Source organism: Cupriavidus sp. TMH.W2, from assembly GCF_050847365.1.
In the GTDB taxonomy this organism is placed as follows: domain Bacteria; phylum Pseudomonadota; class Gammaproteobacteria; order Burkholderiales; family Burkholderiaceae; genus Cupriavidus.
On record NZ_CP193792.1, the window covers coordinates 1,930,093 to 1,946,245 of the forward strand.

Sequence of the window (16,153 nt, forward strand, 5' to 3'; positions counted from 1 at the left end):
TCCTTTCGATGTGTACTAAGGGAGCTGAACGGATCTCGGTTCCAGGAACTCCTCCAGCCCATACACGCCGCCTTCCCGCCCAACGCCGGACATGCCGAAGCCGCCGAACGGCGCAGCGGGATTGAACCGTGCGCCGTTGACGTCCACCTGCCCTGCCCGCAGCGCGTTGGCGACCGCTTCGCCGGCGCTGTCATCGGCAGCCCAGACAGTGGCTGCCAGTCCGTAGGGCGTGCCGTTGGCCAGGGCAATTGCTTCGTCGACGCTGTCATAGCACTGCACCGCCAGCACCGGCCCGAAGACCTCCTCATGCGCCAGCCGGCTGTCGGGTGCGACGTTGCCGTAGATGGTCGGCGCGACGAAATAGCCGGTCGCTGGCACTGGCGCATCGGCACCGCCGGCGATCCGGTCGAAGCCTTCCTGCTCCGCTTGCGCGATATGCGCCCGCACGCGCTGACGCTGCAGCGCCGACAGCAAGGGGCCGATCCGCGTCTCCCCATCGGCGGGATCGCCGAGTTTCATTGCTGCCGCCGCCTCCGCCAGCAGTTGCCGGCACTGCGGATAGTCCTCACGCGCGACGATCAGCCGGGTGGTGGCGCTGCAGGTCTGCCCCGAATTGAGGAAACATGAGCTGACCGTCGCCTTGACCGCCCTGGCGAGATCCGCGCCCGGCAGCACGACTGCCGCTGACTTGCCACCCAGTTCCATTGACACACGCTTCATGTCGCCGGCCGCCTGCGCGGCGACCTTGCGACCGACCGCCGTGGAGCCGGTGAACGACACCATCTGGATGTCTGGATGCGATACCAGCGCCTCGCCGACCGCCGCGCCACCCAACACAAGATTGAGGACGCCTGGCGGCAGCTTCGCCTGCTCGCACGCGGCCATGAGCCGTTCGGTCACGGCCGGGGCCAGCTCTGACGGCTTTAGGACCACCGTGCAGCCGGCCAGCAGCGCCGGCGCCAGCTTGGCCGTGATCTGGTGCAACGGGTAGTTCCACGGCGTAATGGCGGCCACCACCCCGACTGGCTCCAGCGTCACGCGGGAATTGCCGATCATGCGGACGAAGGCGAACCTGTCGGCCAGTGCCGCCGTGGCGCGCCACGCCGCGATCGGTGCATCGACCTGAATGCGGCGCGCCAGCTTCAGCGGCATGCCGACTTCGCGCGAGATCTCATTGGTCAGCTCCGCGGCGCAGCCTTCCAGCGCGTCGGCCAGCGCATGCAGATACGGCGCCCGTCCGGCTGCGCCCAGCCCCCGCCAGCCAGGCTGTGCCCGCACGGCTGCCGCCACGGCTTCGGCCACATCGTCTGCGGTGCCGAGACAGACATCGGCCAACGGGGCTTCGGTCGCCGAATCGTAGACACGGATCGACTCGCCGCCACGCATCGCGCGCCGCGCGCCGGCTATGTAGTGTTGGGTCAACTGCTTCACTGCGACTCCCTTGTGTTGCGTTTTTCGAGGAACGCAGCCATCAGGCGCTGCGGTTCGCCGTCGGCATAGCATTCGAGCTGTGCCCGGATGCCGGCGACACAGGCCTCATCGAAACCCGGCTGCGTCATCGCGCGAAAGCGCTGCTTGGATAGGCGGACGGCAGTCGGCGGCAGCGCTGCGAGCGATCTGGCCCGCGCGAGCGCCTGAGTCATCAGTTCGGTCTCGCCGCACAGCGCCGTCACCAGACCGATGTCGAAGGCGCGCTGGCCACTGACCAGTTCGCCCGACAGCGACATCTGCACGTTATGGGTGTGCCCCACGTGCAGCGTCATCAGATAGGATCCGACGATGCTCGCCAGGCCTGCCCTGACTTCGGGCTGTCCCCAGCGGCTGCCTGCCGTGGTCAGCCGCCAGTCCGCGCACAGCGCAAGCTGGAAACCCGCGCCTGCGGCCACGCCCCCCACGGCGGCCACGCAGGGCTTGTCCAGGTCGCGGACGGCCTGGTACATCGCCCGTTGCCGGTTTAGCCAGGGCACGAGCTGCTGCCAGGTCACGGCGGCCGCTTCATCGAGATCCTGTCCGGCGCAGAACGCCCGTTCGCCGGCACCGGCCAGCACGACGGCGCGCACCGAAGGTTCGGTGTTGAGCCGGCCCAGCGCTTCGATCAGCCCGCCGCGCAGGGCGTCGTTAACCGCGTTCATTCGGCTCGGGCGGTTCAGCCTGACGATGGCAATGTCGCGATCCTGTTCGACGCGTACAGCTTCCATGTTCAATTCCCCTTGAGTTCCACCACGGCATCGACAGCCATCACACCTTCGCCGGCCGCCATCACCATCAGCGGGTTGATGTCGACCGATGCCAGCGCAGTGCGGTGACGCAATGCCCATTCGCCGAGCGCCACCGCGGACGCTGCCAGCGCGTCAAGATCGAGCGCCGGGATGTCGCGATAGCCATCGAACAGCGGCGCCAGGCGCAGCCGTGCGCAGGCCGCCTTAACGTCTTCGGCCGTGAACGGCGCCAGCAGGGTCACGACGTCCTTGCGGAGTTCGAGCAGCGTGCCGCCTTCCCCGATCATGACCAAGGGCCCGAACACGGGATCGACCGAGACCCCCAGCGCAAACTCGTGACGGCCCTTGACCATCGTCGCCACGACGACCCCTGGCGACGCCACGTCCAGCCGCTGCAGCGTGTCGAGGCAGTCCTGCACCGCCCGCGCGACGCTCGCGGCATCGGTCAGCCGAAGATGCACGAGGCCGTGCTCGCTCTTGTGCGGGACATCCGCAGCACAGCCCTTGACCACCACCGGCACCCCGCCGAGCGCGTCAAACGCTGCCACCGCCGCATCCACGCTGTCGCAGTGCCGGTGCGGCACGATCGGTACGCCAGCTTCGGCGAGCAAGGCCAGGCTCTGGGCTTCGTCCTGCAAGCCGCTGCCGTCAAGCCGCTGCGCTTCAGGCCAGGCCGGCGAGGTCGCCGTCTCGGCCAGCCGGTGGTGCGCGGCGTATTGCGCCAGCGCTGAAACGGCTTCGGCTTCGGTGACGAAGGCCGGCACGCCGTGTCGCACAAAGGCCTCGCGGACCGACTGTTGCGGCGCGCTGGCCACCAGCGGCCTGGCGTGGTGCGCGCTGAAGGCGGCGGCGGCACGCGCCAGGGCCTCAACGTCGTAGCCTGGGCCGGCCACCGGAATGCCGACCATCACCATGTCGGCCTGCGGATCGGCGCCCAGCGCCTGGAGCACACGCGGGAACATGTCGCCCTTGCCCAGCAGCGCCGCCGTCATGTCGAGCGGATTGCTGGCCATACCGAACTCGGGCAGGATCGCGCCCAGTTCGCGCAGCGTTGCCGGCTGCAGTTCCGTCAGCGGCAGGTCATGCCGTTCAGCCAGGTCGGCCGCCATCACCCCCACGGCACCGCTATGGCTCATCACGACCGTGCGGCCCTGCCCCGGGGAGCGCTGCTGCAAATAGAGCGGCACCGCACGGACCAGTTCACCGATGTCGCGTGCACGCCATATGCCGTGGCGGGCTAGGAAAGCATCGATCGCGGCATCGTTGGCGACCAGCGCACCGGTATGCGAGGCTGCCGCCTTTGCCCCGCGCTGGCTGTTGCCGGCCTTGATCGCCACGATACTGGCGCCACGCGCGCGGGCCACCGCCGCGGCGCGGGCCAGCTGCGCAGGGTCGGACACCGATTCGAGGTAGACCAGGATCAGCCGCACGTCGGCGTCCGCCGCCACGGCCGCGGTCATCGCGCAGGCGTCGAGGTCGGCGTCGTTCCCTGTTGCCACCAGGTAGCGCACGCCGTAGCCGGCCTGGCGCAGCAACGCATAGGGCATGACGCTCGCCGCCCCGCTCTGGCTAATGATCGCGATCGGGCCGTCCTGGGGCGCCACCTCCATGAACATCGTCGAGAAATTGAGCACCGCGCCGCTGGCAAAATTGGCCGTGCCTTGCGCGTTCGGGCCTACCAGCCGCATGCCGCTGGCATTGGCCACGGCCACCAGTTCCTGCTGCCGCCGGCGTCCCGCCTCGCCCGTCTCGGCAAAACCCGACGCCATGATGACGGCAGCCTTGACGCCCGCGGCGCCGCACTTGCGCACCTGCCCTAGCGTGGCTTCGCCCGAGACTGCAATCACGACGGCGTCCGGCGCCTTGCCGATCGCATCAAGATCGGGGTACGCACGATAGCCCTGGATGACCTCGCGCGCCGGGTTGACCGGAAACACATCGCCCGCATAGCCGAAGATGCGCATGTAGTGGATCGGTCGTCCGCCCACCTTGTTGGGGTTATCCGAGGCGCCGATGACGGCCACCGATGCGGGCGAGAACAGGGCGTCGAAGGTTGCTGTGGTCTCAGTCAAGGGTCGCTCCCGATCCCTTGACCACCGGCGACCATTTGCCCGCGTCATGCTGGATCAGTTTCGAGAACTCCGCCGGCGTTCCCGGCAGGGGCCGGGCCCCCAGCGCGGCAAGCTGTTTCTGCACGTCTGCCTGCGCCAGCACGGCCTGTAGTTCGCTGTTCAGGCGGCGGATCACGTCCGGCGTGGTGCCCTTTGGCGCCGACAGGCCGAACCAGATCGTCACGTCGAAGCCCGGCAGGCCGGCCTCGGCAATCGTCGGCACCCTGGGCAGCGCTTCCGAACGGGTCGCGCCGGTCACGCCTAGCGCCTTGACCTTGCCCGCGTTGATGTACTGCCCCTGGCTGGATACCGTGTCGAACATCATCGAGATGCGTCCGCCAAGCAGGTCAGTGAACGCCGCGGCCGAGCCCTTGTACGGCACGTGGACGATATCAATGCCGGCCATCGACTTGAACAGTTCGCCGGACAGATGGTTGGAGCTGCCATTGCCGGCCGAGCCGAACGTCAGCGTGCCCGGCTTCTGCTTTGCCAGCGCGATCAGTTCCTTGAGGTTGCCGACCGGCAGGCTGTTCGACACCACCAGCACATTGACCGTGGACGCCACCGAGCCCACGGCATCGAACGACTTGAGGGGGTCCACCTTCAGCGAGCGGTAGAGCCACGGGTTGATGGCCATGGTACCGGTGGTGGAAAAGAAGAGCGTATAGCCGTCGGGTGCCGCCTGCGCGGCGGCCTCGGTGGCGATGGTGCCGCCGGCACCGCCGCGGTTGTCGACCAACACAGGCTGTCCAAGCTGTTGCGACAGGTGCTGGCCGATCAGTCGCGCCATCGCGTCAGTGGGCCCGCCGGCCGGAAACGGCACGACCAGGCGGATCGGTTTGGCGGGATAGCCGGTCGAGGCGGCAGCGGCGGCACTGAAAGCGGCCGGGGTGGCAGCGACCAGCAAGGCGCATAACGGTCGCCGGAATACGCGAAGCGCAGCGGAAAAACACGGCATGTTCTCTCCAAATGTTGCGTAAGCCCTCTCTGCGAGGAGGGATGTCCTCAGTGTATGGAGTCCTGAGCCAACTCAAAAGAGTAGAATCATCGATATCTGTTATCGACTATTTGGATGGGGAACCAGTGTGAACCTGAAACAGCTCGAAACCGTGGCGCTGGTGGCCGAAGTAGGATCGCTGTCACGTGCGGCACGCTCGCAGGGGATTGCCCAGTCATTGGTGAGCCGTGCAATTGCGCAAATCGAGGCGGAGTGGGGCGACCGGCTGTTCGAACGAACCGGCCGAGGCGTGGTGCTGTCGGAATTCGGCCAGCGGATCTTCCCGCATGTGCAGTTGCTGCTGGCCCAGTCGGCACGGCTGCGCGATGAGGTCAAGGAGGCCGCGGGCGTCCCGTTCGGACAGGTGAGGATCGGCGTGCTGCCGTCAATGGCGCAGCGCCTGATACCGGCGCTGTTCGAGAATCTGCGCGCTTCGGCGCCCGGTGTCCGGCTGCGCGTGGCCGAAGGCTTCAGCGGACAACTTGACGAGGAACTGGAATCGGGCCATCTGGACCTGGCGGTCATGAACCGCTATGGCCCCGGGCCCCGCCAGGGAGAAGACGTGCTTGCTGAGGTCGCCACCTACCTGATCTGCACGCCCGCGCATCCGCTCGCCGGGGCGCCGACGGTGCCGTTCCGCAAGCTCGATGGCCTTCCGCTTGTCCTGCCACCGGCCCCCAACGGGCTGCGATCGATTCTCGACCAGCACGCGCGTCAGCTCGGCATCTCGCTGGACGTGGCGCTGGAAGTCGAATCGCTGAATACGATGAAGGAGGTTGCGCTTTCGGGTGGCGCTTTGACAATACTTCCAATCCTCGCGGTGGATCACGAAGTTGCCACCGGGCACTTATCCGCCGTCGAGATTGTCGAGCCGCGCTTGCCACGGATCATTGCCATGGGCGTCACGCGACATCATCCGTTGTCCCGGGCGGCACGATTCGTTCTTTCTCGACTTCATGAATTGGTGCCTGAAGTCGCAAGGAGCACGAGTGCCTAGTTGGAACCCTGCAGTGTGCCAGAACGCCTCACCTTGGGCTGCCAGACATTCGGCGCTGGAATATCCACGGGCTGCAACGGGTCGGTCAGAGACGGCCGCGCATCACCGGCAGCAGCCGGCGGTGACAGGCAAATTGGACAAGGGCATGACGATCTTCGCGCGGATCGGCCATGCTGAGGCTGCACGCAACGCCGGGCTGGCAATGCCGCCGACGCAGGTGCTGATCTATGGCAACGCCAAGCGGGGAACGCCGTTGATGCTCGCAGCATCCGGCGTTGCGCTGGACTTGCCCCTGCGCGTGCCGGTGCGCGATGACTGCCAGGGCGGCACCTGGGTGAGCTTCCACACCTCCGCGGAACTGGAAAGCGCTCACCCATTGCCGGCCGGCCGCGCCGCTGGCAGTGGCGCAGCGGCTGATTCTTGACGCTGTGGGCGCGCAAGGCGCCCCGGGGTGATTTATCCGGCTAGGCCCTTGTCACTTGACCCGCAACCGTCATATCGGGCGCTCCCTGCCTTGTCGGTCGCTTGGCCAGCGCATCTATGCTAGAAGATCGACTTCCCTGCCACCAACGGGGTCGGCCGATTCTCTGCCGTTCGCTCAGGACTCAGCAACGGCGATTGCCGGCCAGGAGCCGTCATTCACCGCTATGTTCGCTGGCGCCGCAGCCGGAACGCCGGGTGCGCCAGGAGTCCCGTGCTTTGTGGCCGGTGTTCGCCGTAATGCGTTGCGGCCAGAAAAGAGGCAGCCCTGCACGTCCGGTCGGCTATCATGCCAATCCCCTCCGAAGTGGCTCCCTATGATTTCCGTCCGTAATGTCACGCTGCGTCGCGGCGTCAATGCCGTGCTCGACCGCGCCTCCGTCACCTTCAACCCCGGCGAAAAGATTGGTCTTGTCGGCCGCAATGGCGCCGGCAAGTCGTCCTTCTTCGGCCTTCTCAACGGCACGCTGCACGAAGACAGCGGCGAGTTCTCGATTCCCGCTGCGTGGAAGATGGGCCAGGTCGCGCAGGAGATGCCAGAGACCGGGCAGAGCGCGACGGACTTCGTAGTCGAGGGTGACACCGTGCTGTTGGCCGCGCAGGCCGAAGTAGCCGCCGCCGAGGCCAGCGACGACGGCATGCGCATGGCGCACGCCTACATGGCCCTGCACGACGCCGGTGCACACGATGCCCCCGCACGTGCTCAAGCGCTGATCCTGGGCCTTGGCTTCAGTGCTGCGCAGCTTGGCCAGCCGGTCAACAGCTTCTCCGGCGGCTGGCGCATGCGACTGCAACTGGCGCGCGCGCTCATGTGCCCGTCCGACCTGCTGCTGCTCGACGAGCCGACCAATCACCTCGACCTCGACGCGCTGGTCTGGCTGGAAGCCTGGCTCAAGCGCTATCAAGGAACCCTGGTAGTGATCAGCCACGATCGCGAATTCCTCGACGCGGTGACGCAGGTGACGGTGCACGTCGACAACGCCAAGCTTGTGCGTTATGGCGGCAACTACAGCAAGTTCGAAGACATGCGCGCCGAGCAGCTCGTATTGCAGCAGGCCGCGATGGCCAGGCAGGCGGAGAAGATCGCCCACCTGCAGAAATTCATCGACCGTTTCAAGGCCAAGGCCTCGAAGGCGAAGCAGGCAGAGCCGGGTCAAGGCGCTCGAACGCATGGAGAAGATCGCGCCGGTGCTTGCCGACGCAGAGTTCAACTTCGAGTTCAAGGAGCCGCTCAACGTCCCGAATCCGCTGTTGTCGATGCTGGACGCGAGCTTCGGCTACCCGGCGCCGACCGGCTCACTGCCGGGCACGCCGCCCACGGTCATCGTGCGGGGCATCAACCGTTCCGTGCTGGCCGGGCAGCGCATCGGCATTCTCGGTGCCAACGGCCAGGGCAAGTCCACGCTGGTGAAGACGGTGGCGCACGCGCTGGCGCCGATTGCCGGTGAAATCAGCGAAGGCAAAGGCCTGAATATCGGCTACTTCGCACAGCAGGAACTCGACGTGCTGCGCCCGCTCGACACGCCGATGGAACACATGATCCGCCTTGCCAGGGACACGCCGGCTCACATGCGCGCCCCCGGCCAGAGTGGAACCGAACAATCCCTTCGCACCTTCCTCGGCACCTTCAACTTCAGTGGCGACATGGTCCATCAGGCGGTCAGCACGATGAGCGGCGGCGAAAAGGCGCGGCTCGTGTTGTGCATGATCGTGTGGCAGCGCCCCAACCTGCTGCTGCTCGACGAGCCTACCAACCACCTCGACCTGGCCACACGCGAGGCGCTAGGCATGGCGCTCAACGAATTCGAAGGCACGGTGATGCTGGTCAGTCACGACCGGGCCCTGCTGCGCGCCGTATGCGACGAGTTCTGGCTGGTTACCAAGGGCGGTGTCGAGCCCTTCGACGGGGATCTGGACGATTACCAGCAGTTCCTGCGCGACGAAGCCCGTCGCCTGCGCGAGCAGCCTGCCGCAGAGGACAAGGCCATCGCCTGAAATGGCGGCCTCTTGGACAAGCCCGAATCCGCGCTGTTATATTGCGTGCATCACTTCTGCTCCGACTGTTATGGCACGCACGCTTTTGCCCGCCGCGCTGGCGGCATCGCTCTATGGCTGCGCCGGCGCCCCGTCCTTCAGCCTGTTCGGGGCCTATCTCCCGCTCTGGCTCCTGAGCGCGGTGCTCGGCATTGCCGGCGCTGTCGTGTCTTATCGGATCTTTATCAAGACGGGCTGGGCGGAAACGGTCCGCTACCAGCTTCTGGTCAACACGGCGATCGGCGTCATGATTGCTGAAATCGTCTGGCTACTGGGTACGGGACACTTCCAATGAAAATGGCCGGCCTCCGCAAAAGCCCGCTGCGCGGCAAACTGATTGCCCTGGTCATCGTCCTGCTGGCCGCCCTGCTGTCCTTCTACGCCTACCATCGCACGCTCAGCTTCCCGGCATCGGACGATGCCTCGCTCGATGCCGACCTGGTCCACGTAGCGTCGCCGGTCGGCGGCCGGATTGCGCGCATCCATGTCACCGACAACCAGCAGGTGGCCAAGGGCGATGTCCTGTTCGAGATCGACCCGGTACCCTACCAGCTGGCCCTGGCCCAGGCCCGCGCCGACCTGGAGCTGGCGCAGGCCACGCTTGGCACGCGGCGGCGCACGATTGCCACCGAGCAGGCCACGGCGGCGGTGGCATCGGACCAGATCGCGCGGGCCGAGCAGAACTACGCGCTTACGGCGCGCACGGTGGAACGCTTGCGCCCGCTGGCTGCGGACGGCTATGTGCCCAAACAGCAGCTCGACCAGGCGCAGGTGGCACAGCGCGACGCGGCGGTGACGCTCAAGCAGGCCAACATACAGCGCGCCGCCACGGCAAAGGCGGTCGGCGATGAAGCCGGCGCCATCGCCACCGTGCATGCGCGCGAGGCGGCGCTGGCGCTGGCGCAGCGCGCGCTGGACGACACCGTGGTGCGCGCCCCGCATGCCGGCCGCGTCAGCGGGCTGACGGTGCTGTCCGGCGAGGTCGTGCTCCCCAACCAGTCGCTGTTCCTGCTGGTGCATACCGGCGCATGGTTCGCGATGGCGAACTTCCGCGAGACCGCATTGGCGGATATCCATGCCGGCGACTGTGCCACGGTCTACTCGATGATCGACCGGCGCCAGGCCATCCGCGGCACCGTCGAGAGCATCGGCGTCGGCATCACCGATACCGACCGCATCAACCTGCCGCGTTCGCTGCCCTATGTCCAGCCGTCGGTGAACTGGGTGCGCGTGGCCAAACGCTTCCCGGTGCGCATCAAGCTGGCGGAGCCCCCGGAGGCGCTGGCCAGGGTGGGCGCGAGCGCAACCGTCGAGATCCGGCATGGCGCAGCCTGCCGCTGACAAACCGCGCCTGGGCCTGGCGGATATCCGGGCCATGCTGGCGCCGATCCCCGGCCGCGCGGCGGCCACCACACGCATCACGGTGGCCTGCACTCTCACGGTGCTGGTGACCAGCATCTACGGCACCCCCGAAGCAGCCATCTCGGCCTATGTGATCTTCTTCATCAACCGGGACGACCGCACCTCCAGCATCGTCATGAGCGTGGCAGCGCTGGTGCTGGTCAGCCTGGTCATCGGCCTGGTGCTGTGGCTGGCCGATTTCAGCGTCGACGACCCGATGCGCCGCGTGGCGTGCATGGCGGTGGTGTCGGCGGCCGTGCTGTTCCTGACCTCGGCCAGCAAGCTGCGGCCGATCGGCGGCATCCTGGCGATGATCATCGGCTTTGCGCTCGATGAACTCGGGCTGGTGCCGTCCGGCGAAATTGCCACGCGTGCCCTGCTTTATGCCTGGCTGATGGTGGCGATTCCCCTCGGCGTCAACGTGGTGGTCAACCTTGTGCTGGGCCCGGCGCCGCGCCGGCTGGCGACCGACCGCCTGGCCCATTGCCTGCGGCTGGCATCACGCAGCCTGCAGGCGCCCGATGGCGACCCCGACGCGTTGCATGAAGCCTTGCGCGACGGGGTCCAGCCGATCGCCGGCTGGCTGAAGCTGGCGAAGATCGAAGGCAGCGTCAATGCGCAGGATCTGCCGGCATTGCGGCAGGCCGCGGCATCGACCATGGCGATCCTGCTGGCGGCAGACGTCGCCGGCCGGCAGCCCGGGGCGCGACTGCCGGCAGCCATTGCCGCGCCGATCGCCGCCACGCTCGACGACATGGCGCGCATGCTCGATGCCGGCGGCTATCCGGTGGAAATCGGGCTGAGCGCTCCGCGCCTTGAAGGCCTTTCACCCGTGCAGCAAGCGGTTGCCACGGAACTCGTCGGCGCCATCAACCACTACGCGGAGCCGGTCGATCCGGCGCCGCAAGAACAAGCCGACAACGCGCATGGCGGCTTCCTCGATGCCGACGCGTTCTCGAATCCGGCCCATGTCCGCTACGCCCTCAAGACTACCGGCGCGGCCATGTTCTGCTACTTCCTGTACCAGCAGCTGAACTGGTCCGGCATCCATACCTGCTTTATCACCTGCTACCTGGTATCGCTTGGCACCGCGGCGGAAACGGTGGAAAAGCTGTCGCTGCGCCTGGCCGGCTGCCTGGCCGGCGCGGTGCTCGGCACGGCGGCCATCGTCTACGTGGTCCCCTCGCTGACGTCGGTGGGCGGGTTGCTGCTGCTGGTGTTTGCCGGCACGTGGATCTCGGCGTGGGTGGCGCAGGGCTCGCCGCGCATTGCCTACGCGGGCTTCCAGGTGGCATTTGCGTTCTACCTGTGTGTCATCCAGGGTTCGGGCCCGGGTTTCGACCTGACGGTTGCGCGCGACCGGGTGATTGGCATCGTGCTGGGCAATCTCGTCGTCTACCTTGTCTTCACCCGGATCTGGCCGGTCAGCATTGCCGCCCGCATCGACACGGCACTGGCGGCGCTGGTCGCGCAATGGCAGCAACTGACCACGGCGCGCCAGCCCGGTGCACGGCGCGGCCATGCCGCAAGCGCCATGGCATTGCACGGCGAGATCACCCAGGACCTGATCCTGGCCAACTATGAACCCGCCCCGGTCGGCCCGGCGCGGGACTGGATCGACCACCGGCGTCGGCGCCTGGCCGTGCTGGATGCGATTGCGGGGCCCGTGTTCCTGCTGGCGGAACGCGTTCCGGGCGACCCCGAGGTGGCAAGCCGATTGCACGCGCTGCAGGCAACCAACGCCGTACCGCCGACCACGCACGCTGCCGATGGCCCGCACGCTCGCCAAGCCGACAAGGTCCGCCAGGCCCTGCTGGCCCTTGTCGACCGGCGGCTGGCGGAAACACCCGTCGACGCCACGGTTGCGGCCTCTCCGACATCCATTCATGCGCAAACCTGATTCGCTGGCGATCCCGCTGACACTGGCCGTCGCGACACTGGCCGGATGTGCCACCGCGTCGCTCGACCTGGCCCCGCCGGCCTCCGACCGGCCCTGGCAGCCCGAGACCACCGCGTCCGGCGAGATCGTGCCGGGCGCAGCCAGCAAGCCGGCGCCGGCAACCCGGCCCTCCGGCTACACGCTGCCGGCCAACACCGCGCTGGCATCCGTGCCCCCGCCCGCCGCACTCGATGCCGCGCACGCCTACACGCTGCCCGAACTGATCGACCTGGCCGAGTCCGCCAACCCGCTGACCCGCATTGCCTGGAACGACGCGCGCAATGCCGCGCTGGCTGCCGGCATCGCCAGGAGCAGCTACCTGCCGTACATCTCGGCGTCGGCAATGGGCGGCTATCAGAACGGACATAGCGCCTCGTCCACGGCGCTGGGCACGCTGGGCGCCAATGCGTCGACGCATGGCGCGGTCTCGGTGCTGTCGCTGCAGTGGCTGCTGTTCGATTTCGGCGAGCGCGCGGGCATTGTCGATGCCGCCGAACAGGCGTCGGTTGCCGCGAACATCGGCTTTACCGGGGCACACCAGAAGATCATCCACGAAGTCAGCATCGCGTTCTATCGCTACCAGGCCGCGCGTTCGCGCGCCACCACCGTGCAACAGGCGATGCGCAATGCCGATGCCGTGCTTGCCGCCGCCAGGGCGCGCTACCAGCGCGGCATCGGCACCGTGGTGGAAGTCGCCCAGGCCACCCAGAACCGTGCCCAGACCAACCTGGCCATGGTGCAGGCGCAAGGGGCCGAGACCGATGCCTACCTGGCGCTGGTCACGGCCATCGGCATCTCCCCGCTTTCCAGACCCCGCATTGCCGAGATGCCGCTGCGGCCGTTGTCGCCAGCCATGCGCAGCGCGATCGAGCAGATCGTTGAACGCGCCATTGCGAGCCGCCCTGACGTGCTCGCAGCCTATGCCATGGAACGCGCCAGCCAGGCCAGGGTAAGGGCCGCCGAGGCCGGCTTCATGCCCAAGGTATTCCTGTCGGCATTCACGTCGTACGCGTCCGGCGGCTCGGCCATCACCGCGATTCCGCCGATCGGCCAGCAGCCGCCCACCGTCAACCTGAACGGCTACCGCTACGGCGCCAGCGTGTTCCTGGGCGTGACCGTGCCGATCTACGACGGCGGGGTGCGCTCGGCGGTGCTGGCACAGGCGCGCAACGATGCCGACAGTGCGTCGGCCAGGCTGACGCGCGCCAAGGAAGAGTCCGTGCGGCAGGTCGTGGTCAGCCAGAGCGCACTCGAATCGAGCCTGGCCGCCTACGATGCGGCCAGGGCACTGGCCGAGGCCGCGCAGACCACCTATGACGCCGCCTTCGCCGCCTATAGCAAGGGCGTGGGGTCTGTCACCGAAGCCAACCTGGCGCAGAACCAGCTGCTGCTGGCACGGAATGCGTCTGCCGACGCCTATAACGGTGCGCTGGCCGCGGCGGCGACATTGGCGCTGGCAACCGGGTCGGTTGGCGCGGCGCCCGATGGGGGGGGATGGCCGATGCGGTGACGCGCGCCCATACCGCATCGGGCTTCCGTCGGCCATTAACAATAGGTTACATATCCGGGCGTCCGCTTGAATTATGCTCCCTGCCCTATCGATGGCCTTCGGGCCTTCCAACACAGAAGGCAGGCGTCCATGAAAAGCATTCACCCGATCTCCCTGATGGCCGTGGCCATGCTGACTGCCGCCTCGGGCGCTGTTCACGCGCAGCATGTTGTGGGCGGGATGGGTGAGGAAGTCAGGATCGGCGCATTCTCAAGGCCGGCGCAACGCAGCCACAACAACCGGGTTGGGTCCGAGGATCGCCGGCTTGACCCGTCAAAGCCGGGCAAGGTGCTCCGGCAAGGCGCCAGCCAGCATGCCGCGCGCCCGGCGAGCGCGCGCGGGCCCGTGCCGACACTACCTGGCAGGCATTTGCCATAAGCATGAGAGATGCCGCCCTGGAGCAGGTATTGGCGCGCATCGTATGATGGCGGAACATCGGGCGAGAGCCATTCCGGGAGCAGGCATCCATGAATCCATCCGAACATATCGACGAGCTGATCGCAGGACTCACGGACTGGCGCGGCAAGACCCTGGCCAGCCTGCGCAAGACCATCCTTGAGGCCGACGGCGAGATCGCCGAGGAATGGAAATGGATGGGCAGCCCGGTGTGGTCTCGCGACGGCATGATCGCCGTCGCCAACGCCCACAAGGGGAAGGTGAAGGTCACCTTCACCAACGGCGCCAGCCTGCCGGATCCCGACAACCTCTTCAACGCCGGCCTTGCCGGCAACAAGTGGCGGGCGATCGATCTGTTCGAGGGCGACAAGGTCAACACGCGCGCGCTGAAGAACCTGGTCCGTGCCGCAATTGCATTCAATCAGAGCAAGCCGAAGAAGAAAGCGCCTGCGGGCACTCGGGCAAAGGTCAGCAAGAGCGCAGAGGCATAAGGTCTCGTCAGAAGCCCCGCCGGGACTCTTAATACCCGTACTGAATGGGAATCCCCTTCTTCCTGAGTTCCGCAATGACCCCGGCCCGCACCGTGGCGACATCCTTCAGCGCCGGACGGCGGTGCTCCCGGACCTCATCGGCGGTGTATGGCTGAAAGTCGGGGGGCAGCTCCGCCTGGTTGAACCGCAGCAGCAACAGGTTTGTCACTTGTGCCAGTTCCTCGTCGCTCAACGCCGAATTCGATGCGCCGGGCACGCTGATGGCGAACTGACGCCCGGCCGGTGTATGCATGAACCAGCCGAGCGCCTGGCCCAGCGGCGGGATCTTGCCAGCCACCGCTTCGCCGGCGGGACCGTGGCAACCCATGCAGTTGAGCGTGTAGTTGCGGTACGCCAGCGCCTCGTCAGCGCGCGTCAGCCTGACCTGGGCCATAGCCGGCGCCACCGCGACGATGCTGCAGAGGGCCAGTAACACGCCTGACATTCCCCCCCGGCGGGCCGGCAGTACCCCGCGCCTCATTTTCCGGACCCTTCCAGCACGGCGGAACGCTGGCGGCGCACTTCCGCGCCGCCCATGACCTGCCCGCGCAGCGCGGCGACCTCTCCGGCCTGATACGGCGGCACGCCGGCGCCGCGGGTGGCGGCTGACACGTCGAACACGAGATAGTTGAGGATGTCCGCCAGCTCGTGGTCCGGCAAGGCGCCGAAGGCTGGCATATTGCCGTTGAAGCGTTTGCCGCCGGACTCGATCTCGCCGTACATGCCGAACAGTCCCACGCGTGTCAGCAGCTCCCGCCCGGCCGGGGTGCCGGCATAGCGGCCTGGCATGGCGGTCAGCGGTGGCGCCAAGCCGTCCAGCCCCACGCCGCCGGCCTGGTGGCAGACAGCGCAGTGCTGCGCGAACAACGCCTTGCCTGCGCCAGTGTCCTGAGCCACCGCCGGACCCGCGCACACGGCAGCAAGGAGCAAGGCCCGCACGCCTGCCCTACGGGAAAGGACCGTCTTCATTGCTCCTGCACCCCCAGCAGGTAAGACACCGAGCAGACGTAGGTCGATGGCTTGTTGGCCATGCACCAGTTGATGTCGTTGTTCAGTGACATCTTGTACAAGGGCCGCTCGCGTTCGTTGCGGTTGCACAGGCAATGGCCGCAGCTGGTGGTGCCGCAACAGTCGTTGTACGAGACGATGTAGTTGCGCCCGTCGTGCGGATTCAGGCAAGTGCCGATCCACGTGATCGGCGACGTGGTCGTACCGGGCGGGCAACTGTTTGAGCTGCCGCCGCAGCAGGCACACAGGTAGCCGTCGATGGCGCAGTGCTTCCAGTAGTCGCAACTGGCCTGGTCATCGATGCCGGAGGGCAGCGCGGCGGAAGCGGAAGCCGGGGTCGCGGCGCGCGCGGACCGGTCGACGGGCAGCAGCGGCACCGCGGCGGCACCGACCATCAGCCGGCCGAGCTTGCCCAGGGCGCTGCGGCGGCCGCTGTGTTGCGCCACGTTGCGTGCCGAGCGCTCAAAGAATGCGTCCATCCATTTCATGTTC

The 16,153-nt window shown here is 67.2% G+C and carries 14 protein-coding genes and 1 pseudogene; 8 read left to right on the top strand and 7 right to left on the bottom strand.

What is annotated here, in order from left to right:
- Window positions 1-15: 15 nt before the first annotated feature.
- The 4 genes from ACREYQ_RS08840 to ACREYQ_RS08855 are packed head-to-tail and all read right to left on the bottom strand — an operon-like array spanning window position 16 to window position 5,288.
- Window positions 16-1,431, bottom strand: a complete 1,416-nt coding sequence (locus tag ACREYQ_RS08840; protein WP_432257276.1) for an aldehyde dehydrogenase family protein — start codon at window positions 1,429-1,431, stop codon at window positions 16-18.
- Entirely contained in the window at window positions 1,428-2,198 is a 771-nt protein-coding gene (locus ACREYQ_RS08845) for an enoyl-CoA hydratase/isomerase family protein (protein ID WP_432257277.1), read from the bottom strand. Before ACREYQ_RS08845 ends, ACREYQ_RS08840 begins: the two co-directional genes overlap by 4 nt.
- Window positions 2,199-2,200: 2 nt before the next feature.
- Entirely contained in the window at window positions 2,201-4,291 is a 2,091-nt protein-coding gene (locus tag ACREYQ_RS08850) for an acetate--CoA ligase family protein (RefSeq protein WP_432257278.1), read from the bottom strand.
- Window positions 4,284-5,288, bottom strand: a complete 1,005-nt coding sequence (locus ACREYQ_RS08855; protein WP_432257279.1) for a Bug family tripartite tricarboxylate transporter substrate binding protein — start codon at window positions 5,286-5,288, stop codon at window positions 4,284-4,286. Before ACREYQ_RS08855 ends, ACREYQ_RS08850 begins: the two co-directional genes overlap by 8 nt.
- 127 nt (window positions 5,289-5,415) lie before the next feature.
- Here ACREYQ_RS08855 and ACREYQ_RS08860 point away from each other — a divergent pair, with 127 nt between their 5' ends.
- The 8 genes and pseudogenes from ACREYQ_RS08860 (at window position 5,416) to ACREYQ_RS08895 (ending at window position 14,614) form a co-directional block, all read left to right on the top strand.
- Window positions 5,416-6,324, top strand: a complete 909-nt coding sequence (locus ACREYQ_RS08860; protein ID WP_432257280.1) for a LysR family transcriptional regulator — start codon at window positions 5,416-5,418, stop codon at window positions 6,322-6,324.
- A 145-nt stretch (window positions 6,325-6,469) separates the two neighbouring features.
- Complete coding sequence (locus ACREYQ_RS08865) at window positions 6,470-6,748, top strand: DUF302 domain-containing protein (RefSeq protein ID WP_432257281.1); 279 nt, start codon at window positions 6,470-6,472, stop codon at window positions 6,746-6,748.
- 373 nt (window positions 6,749-7,121) lie between these two features.
- Window positions 7,122-8,799: pseudogene (locus tag ACREYQ_RS08870) on the top strand (ABC-F family ATP-binding cassette domain-containing protein).
- A 70-nt stretch (window positions 8,800-8,869) separates the two neighbouring features.
- Window positions 8,870-9,133 (top strand): hypothetical protein, encoded by a 264-nt coding sequence (locus ACREYQ_RS08875; protein WP_432257282.1) that lies wholly within the window; start codon window positions 8,870-8,872, stop codon window positions 9,131-9,133.
- Entirely contained in the window at window positions 9,130-10,179 is a 1,050-nt protein-coding gene (gene mdtN / locus ACREYQ_RS08880; protein WP_432257283.1) for a multidrug transporter subunit MdtN, read from the top strand. The genes ACREYQ_RS08875 and mdtN overlap by 4 nt, the downstream gene beginning before the upstream one ends.
- Window positions 10,160-12,139 carry an FUSC family protein gene (locus tag ACREYQ_RS08885; RefSeq protein ID WP_432257284.1) on the top strand — a complete coding sequence of 660 codons (1,980 nt, stop codon included), beginning with the start codon at window positions 10,160-10,162 and terminating at the stop codon, window positions 12,137-12,139. Before mdtN ends, ACREYQ_RS08885 begins: the two co-directional genes overlap by 20 nt.
- Window positions 12,126-13,688 (top strand): TolC family protein, encoded by a 1,563-nt coding sequence (locus tag ACREYQ_RS08890; RefSeq protein ID WP_432257285.1) that lies wholly within the window; start codon window positions 12,126-12,128, stop codon window positions 13,686-13,688. The genes ACREYQ_RS08885 and ACREYQ_RS08890 overlap by 14 nt, the downstream gene beginning before the upstream one ends.
- A gap of 506 nt (window positions 13,689-14,194) precedes the next feature.
- A complete protein-coding gene (locus ACREYQ_RS08895) occupies window positions 14,195-14,614 on the top strand; it encodes a DUF1801 domain-containing protein (protein ID WP_432257286.1) in 420 nt (139 codons plus the stop codon).
- 28 nt (window positions 14,615-14,642) lie between these two features.
- Here the strand turns inward: ACREYQ_RS08895 and ACREYQ_RS08900 are convergent, their stop codons facing one another.
- Genes ACREYQ_RS08900 through ACREYQ_RS08910 form a run of 3 tightly spaced genes read right to left on the bottom strand, consistent with a single transcriptional unit; the run spans window position 14,643 to window position 16,149 of the window.
- The gene (locus ACREYQ_RS08900) at window positions 14,643-15,098 is read right to left on the bottom strand and encodes a c-type cytochrome (protein ID WP_432257287.1); all 456 of its coding nucleotides are present in this window, start codon (window positions 15,096-15,098) and stop codon (window positions 14,643-14,645) included.
- Window positions 15,099-15,130: 32 nt separating this feature from the next.
- Window positions 15,131-15,583 carry a c-type cytochrome gene (locus tag ACREYQ_RS08905; protein WP_432257288.1) on the bottom strand — a complete coding sequence of 151 codons (453 nt, stop codon included), beginning with the start codon at window positions 15,581-15,583 and terminating at the stop codon, window positions 15,131-15,133.
- Between the two features lie 35 nt (window positions 15,584-15,618).
- On the bottom strand, window positions 15,619-16,149 hold the full coding sequence (locus tag ACREYQ_RS08910; protein ID WP_432257289.1) for a methylamine dehydrogenase light chain: 531 nt from the start codon (window positions 16,147-16,149) through the stop codon (window positions 15,619-15,621).
- Window positions 16,150-16,153 lie beyond the last annotated feature (4 nt).

Coding starts and splice junctions, on each gene's coding strand:
- ACREYQ_RS08900 (WP_432257287.1), bottom strand. CDS start 15,098: ATGTCAGGCGTGTTACTGGCCCTCTGCAGCATCGTCGCGGTGGCGCCG.
- ACREYQ_RS08885 (WP_432257284.1), top strand. CDS start 10,160: ATGGCGCAGCCTGCCGCTGACAAACCGCGCCTGGGCCTGGCGGATATC.
- mdtN (WP_432257283.1), top strand. CDS start 9,130: ATGAAAATGGCCGGCCTCCGCAAAAGCCCGCTGCGCGGCAAACTGATT.
- ACREYQ_RS08890 (WP_432257285.1), top strand. CDS start 12,126: ATGCGCAAACCTGATTCGCTGGCGATCCCGCTGACACTGGCCGTCGCG.
- ACREYQ_RS08895 (WP_432257286.1), top strand. CDS start 14,195: ATGAATCCATCCGAACATATCGACGAGCTGATCGCAGGACTCACGGAC.
- ACREYQ_RS08865 (WP_432257281.1), top strand. CDS start 6,470: ATGACGATCTTCGCGCGGATCGGCCATGCTGAGGCTGCACGCAACGCC.
- ACREYQ_RS08845 (WP_432257277.1), bottom strand. CDS start 2,198: ATGGAAGCTGTACGCGTCGAACAGGATCGCGACATTGCCATCGTCAGG.
- ACREYQ_RS08875 (WP_432257282.1), top strand. CDS start 8,870: ATGGCACGCACGCTTTTGCCCGCCGCGCTGGCGGCATCGCTCTATGGC.
- ACREYQ_RS08910 (WP_432257289.1), bottom strand. CDS start 16,149: ATGAAATGGATGGACGCATTCTTTGAGCGCTCGGCACGCAACGTGGCG.
- ACREYQ_RS08855 (WP_432257279.1), bottom strand. CDS start 5,288: ATGCCGTGTTTTTCCGCTGCGCTTCGCGTATTCCGGCGACCGTTATGC.